Origin of the sequence: Halopseudomonas xiamenensis (assembly GCF_014219065.1) — a bacterium.
In the GTDB taxonomy this organism is placed as follows: Bacteria; Pseudomonadota; Gammaproteobacteria; order Pseudomonadales; family Pseudomonadaceae; genus Halopseudomonas; species Halopseudomonas xiamenensis.
Genome location: NZ_JACLGO010000050.1, coordinates 1 through 4,218, shown reverse-complemented (window position 1 = coordinate 4,218; position 4,218 = coordinate 1). Strand labels below are relative to the sequence as shown.

At 64.4% G+C, this 4,218-nt stretch carries 2 protein-coding genes and 2 pseudogenes; 1 reads left to right on the top strand and 3 read right to left on the bottom strand.

Annotated elements, in window-relative coordinates:
- Positions 1 to 139: 139 nt before the first annotated feature.
- Together H6X51_RS19645 and H6X51_RS20450 are read right to left on the bottom strand one after the other, a co-directional pair.
- Complete coding sequence (locus H6X51_RS19645; RefSeq protein ID WP_185269114.1) at positions 140 to 2,047, bottom strand: beta-ketoacyl synthase; 1,908 nt, start codon at positions 2,045 to 2,047, stop codon at positions 140 to 142.
- 172 nt (positions 2,048 to 2,219) lie between these two features.
- Positions 2,220 to 2,375 (bottom strand): annotated as a pseudogene (locus tag H6X51_RS20450) (aspartate aminotransferase family protein); the annotation flags it as partial.
- Between the two features lie 335 nt (positions 2,376 to 2,710).
- Between H6X51_RS20450 and H6X51_RS19635 the strand changes: the two are divergent.
- Complete coding sequence (locus H6X51_RS19635) at positions 2,711 to 3,880, top strand: MFS transporter (RefSeq protein ID WP_185269113.1); 1,170 nt, start codon at positions 2,711 to 2,713, stop codon at positions 3,878 to 3,880.
- A gap of 98 nt (positions 3,881 to 3,978) precedes the next feature.
- On the opposite strand, the pseudogene H6X51_RS19630 reads toward H6X51_RS19635, so the two are convergent.
- A pseudogene (locus H6X51_RS19630) lies at positions 3,979 to 4,218 on the bottom strand (TonB-dependent receptor); the annotation flags it as partial.

Sequence of the window (4,218 nt, the reverse complement as noted above, 5' to 3'; positions counted from 1 at the left end):
GTTGGCTCATGCTTCATACCGGTGAGAGGGAAAACAACCTCCAGCCTACCGAACAACTGAGATACTTTCACAGTCTCGCCTGCGCTACGCCTGAGCCCGTCGTCGAGCAGGCGCTCGACAACCCTGTCATCCGACCTGCTCAGTCGAGCATGTCGGAAAAGCGCTCATCCTTCTTGAACACCAGCGGCTGGCTGAAGCCGGGAATGCGCATCTGCTCGGCATCGAGCTGGATCTCGCTCTCGTCGATCATGTCATTGCCGAAGTTGTAGATCACATCCAGCTGTCCCTTCAGCGCGCGTTGCTCATAGGCCATGGCGGCCTTGCGGGTCTCGGCGCGGCGGATCTCGTAGTCGGCGAAGCGCTCCGCGCCGTAGCGCTTGCGCAGCATGCGCTCCACCGGTTGCGGCCCCAGCACCACGGCGCTGGCGTTGTTGCCACCAAAGCCCTTGGAATTGATGAAGCACACCTCCAACGGATTGTCGCTGCGCGGTACGTCGGTGATGCTGAAGCGCAGGTGCTCGCGGTGCACATCCGGGGCGATGTGGTCGATGGTCTTGATCCCCGGCAGGATCTGATACTTGAAGGTGCCCAGTGCCGAGGCCAACTGGTCGGCGCTGGCACTGGCCAGCGAATGGCCGACGAACGCCTTGACCGCCGCCACCGGCAGTTCCTCGATGCCGAAGGCCGCGGCCACCTCGTCGATCAGCTGGGACTCGGTGACCCGGTTGGCCGGGGTGCTGGAGCCGTGGGCATGCACGAAGCTGCGCTGGCGCACCACCTCCGGGCCGAGGATCTGCATGGCGCTGTACACCGACTTGGCCATGGTCAGGTAGTTGCCCGGGCCGGGCGCGGAGATGGACTTCTTGAAGCCATCGGCGCTGACGAACACGTCCGGCACCGCGCCATGGATATCGGCGCCCAGCTGCAGGGCCAGCTCGTCGTCCATCAGCATGAAGAACTGCCCGGATTCGGCCAGGGTGAAACCGCAGTTGTGGCTGAACGGGCGACTGGCGCGGCGGAAGTCGACATCATCGCGCCCTTCGATATGGCGTAGGCCTTCCTCGGTGGCCAAGGCGCTCATGGCGCCGTAGCCCTCGATGCACTCCTGGGTGATCGGCGCTTCGCTGGCACCGACCAGCACCACGCGGGCGCGGCCGCTGCCGATCATCTCGATGCCTTTCTGCAGGTTGTACAGGAAGCTGGCACAGGCGCCGGTGACCGCGCCGGTGCTGCCGACGCTGCCCAGTACGTAGGCATTGACGAAGTCCGCCGGCATGCTGTTCAGCCCCAGGGCCAGTTGCTTGGCGCTGACCCGGTGGCCCTTGAGCCGCGACTGCATCATGCCGCCGAAGCTGAACTCATCCAGCTGGCTCATGATGCTGCTGGAGAACACCGCGACCTGGTCGGGCTCGATATGTTCGAGGATGTGCTGCCAGGACAGCCCGGTGGAATGCAGAGCATCGGCTGCAGCGACGATGGACATCTGCAGCCCGCGCGGATGGAAGCGCGAGTTGTACTGCTCGCCCGGCTCGAAGCCGGTGGGCAACTGGCCGGCGGACTTGACTGCCAGCGGGCGATAGCTGTCGACCTTCAGCTCGCAATCGGCGGCGATGTTGACGCGTACCTCGTTGCCGGCCAGCGGCTCGACGCTCCAGCCAGCCGGCAGCGGCTCCGGCAGTTGCTTTGCCAGGGTAATGAAGGACAGCGGCTGCGCCGCATCCACGCCGACCGGCAGCGTCTTGTGCCAGTGCGCGGCATCCACGTCCAGGTGACGCTTCTCGATGCGCCGCACCAGGGTGCCGTCGAGGATCTGCTCGGCAAAGCGCTGCTCGATATCGGCGGCCGTCAGCACCTGGCCGGCGGCGTCCAGATAGGTATCATTCTCCACCCGCACCAGCTTCATCAGCACGGCCAGTCCGGCCAGGGTTTCCTGGCGCTCGGCAGGGGGCAGTGATTCGATCACGGTACGGCGAAACGCATGGTGGAACGAACTGCGGCCGGCGGCATTGTAGCCACCGAAGCCGACTATGACCGGCAAACGCGACATCTCGCAAGACTCCTCGCAGGGCCCGCATGGCAGGGGTGCATAACTGCCATGTCAGCAGGCGGGCACAGATCCGGCCCGCCGGGGCGTTTATTCGAATAGATTAGCTGACGAGGAATGTAACCGCTTGGTCACGTTGAGACCATGCTGTATCGAAAATTTTGTGCCGGTCGTGTCATGCCGTGCGCTGGATGGTGCGACCCAGGGTCTCGATGATACGGTCGATCTGAGCATGTTCGATGGTCAGCGGCGGCGACAGGGCGATGATGTCGCCGGTACAGCGCACCAGCAGTCCATCCCAAAAGCAGCTTTCGAACACCTCGTAGCCGCGTGCACTGGAGGTGCCATCGAGTATCTGGCGGCCATCGGCATCAGTATAGAACAGCCCCTCGGCAAGGTGGAGTGCGCGGCGAGCGGGTTATTCATGTGACACCATCCTGCAATGGGGTAGTGGGTATTGTTTGATTCGAGCCTATGTCAAATAAAACAAACGGGAAAGGTGGTGCAACAGGCGTTAGCGTTGCTGTCATGTAAGGGGCTGGTCTCTCGAGAGTAAAGTACGGGCGGGGAGGCCGGGCGTGGTGGTGGCTGTAAAATATATTGAATGTTTTCGGGGCTGGGCGTATGTTTTCCGGCTCTCTTGTATACGTGATTGGAAGGCAGTCGATGCGCTGGAGCACCTACTGGATCGTAACCTCTGCAGTCGTGGTGGTTGGCCTGGCCATGGGCATCACCCTGCCGCTGGTATCGCTGCGTCTGAACCAATGGGGATATGACGCTTTCGCCATCGGCGTCATGGCCGCCATGCCGGCCATCGGCATTCTGCTCGGCGCGCGGCTGGCCGGGCATCTGGCGGGCTATCTGGGCTCGGAACGCTGCATGCGGCTGATGCTGGTCAGCAGTGCGATCTCTGTGGGCCTGCTGACGGTATGGAGCAACTACTGGCTGTGGCTGGTGCTGCGCCTGGTGCTCGGCGGCAGCCTGACCATCACCTTCATCCTCGGTGAAAGCTGGATCAACCAGTTGGTCGAGGACCGCCTGCGCGGGCGTCTGGTGGCGGTGTATGGCAGTGCCTTTGCGGTGAGCCAATTGTGCGGGCCCTTGCTGTTGGGGCTGCTGGGCACCACCACCGATGCCGGTTTCTGGCTGTCGATCATGCTGCTGTTGCTGGGCGCGGTGGTGTTGTGGCAGGTCGATGGCGCCCCCCAGGTGAATGCCGAGAATGCCTCGGGCCGGGGCGTGGGCAGCTTTGTGCGGCGGATGCCGGCGGTGGCCTGGGCGGTGATTCTGTTCGCCGGGTTCGAGGCCATGGCGCTGACGCTGTTGCCGGTCTACCTGATCCGCGAGGGTTTTGCCCAGTCGCTGGCGCTGGTGATGGTCAGCACCGTGGTGGTGGGTGATGCGGTGTTGCAGCTGCCGATCGGCTGGCTGGCCGACAAGGTGCGGCGTACCACGCTGTTCCGTGTCTGTGGGGTGGTCCTGCTGGGTAGCAGCCTGGGCATTCCACCACTGTTGCATACGCCTTTCATCTGGCCGGTGCTGGTGCTGTTCGGCGCTAGTGCCGGGGGGCTGTATACCCTGTCGCTGATCCTGGTCGGGCAGCGTTTCCGTGACGATGCGCTGGTGCGGGCCAACGCCCATATCGCCCTGCTGTGGGGCGCCGGTTGCCTGTTCGGCCCCCTGGCCACCGGTGCGGGCAGCCGTTGGCTGAACAGCCACGCACTGCCGCTGCTGATGGCGGGTATGGCGGCGGTATTCCTGCTGCTGGCGCTGCGGCGTGGGGCGTTCGATGCGGTTGCCTGTCCTGATCGAACCGGCGAGCGGCTGGGGGTGTAGCGCCCCGGTCCGGGTTGTCGAGCGCCCGCTCGACGACAGATCTCTGTTCCCACTGGGCGTTGGCGTCGAGCAGGCGCTCGACACCCCCAGGGGGCGGGTTAGCGCCACTGGTACTGCACCCCCAGCCCCACCAGCCAGCTGCGCTCCGGGGCGGGTTCGTAGTAACGGCCGCCGGAGCCGTTGACGATCAGCGAGCCGATGTACTCGCGGTCGGTCAGGTTGTCCAGCCGGGCGAAGGGTTCGAGGCTGAGGTTGCCGATCGGCTGCTGGTAGCCGGCGCGCCAGTTCAGCACCGTGTAGCCGGAGGCCTTGTGCTGGTTGTCGTCGGTGGCGTAGCG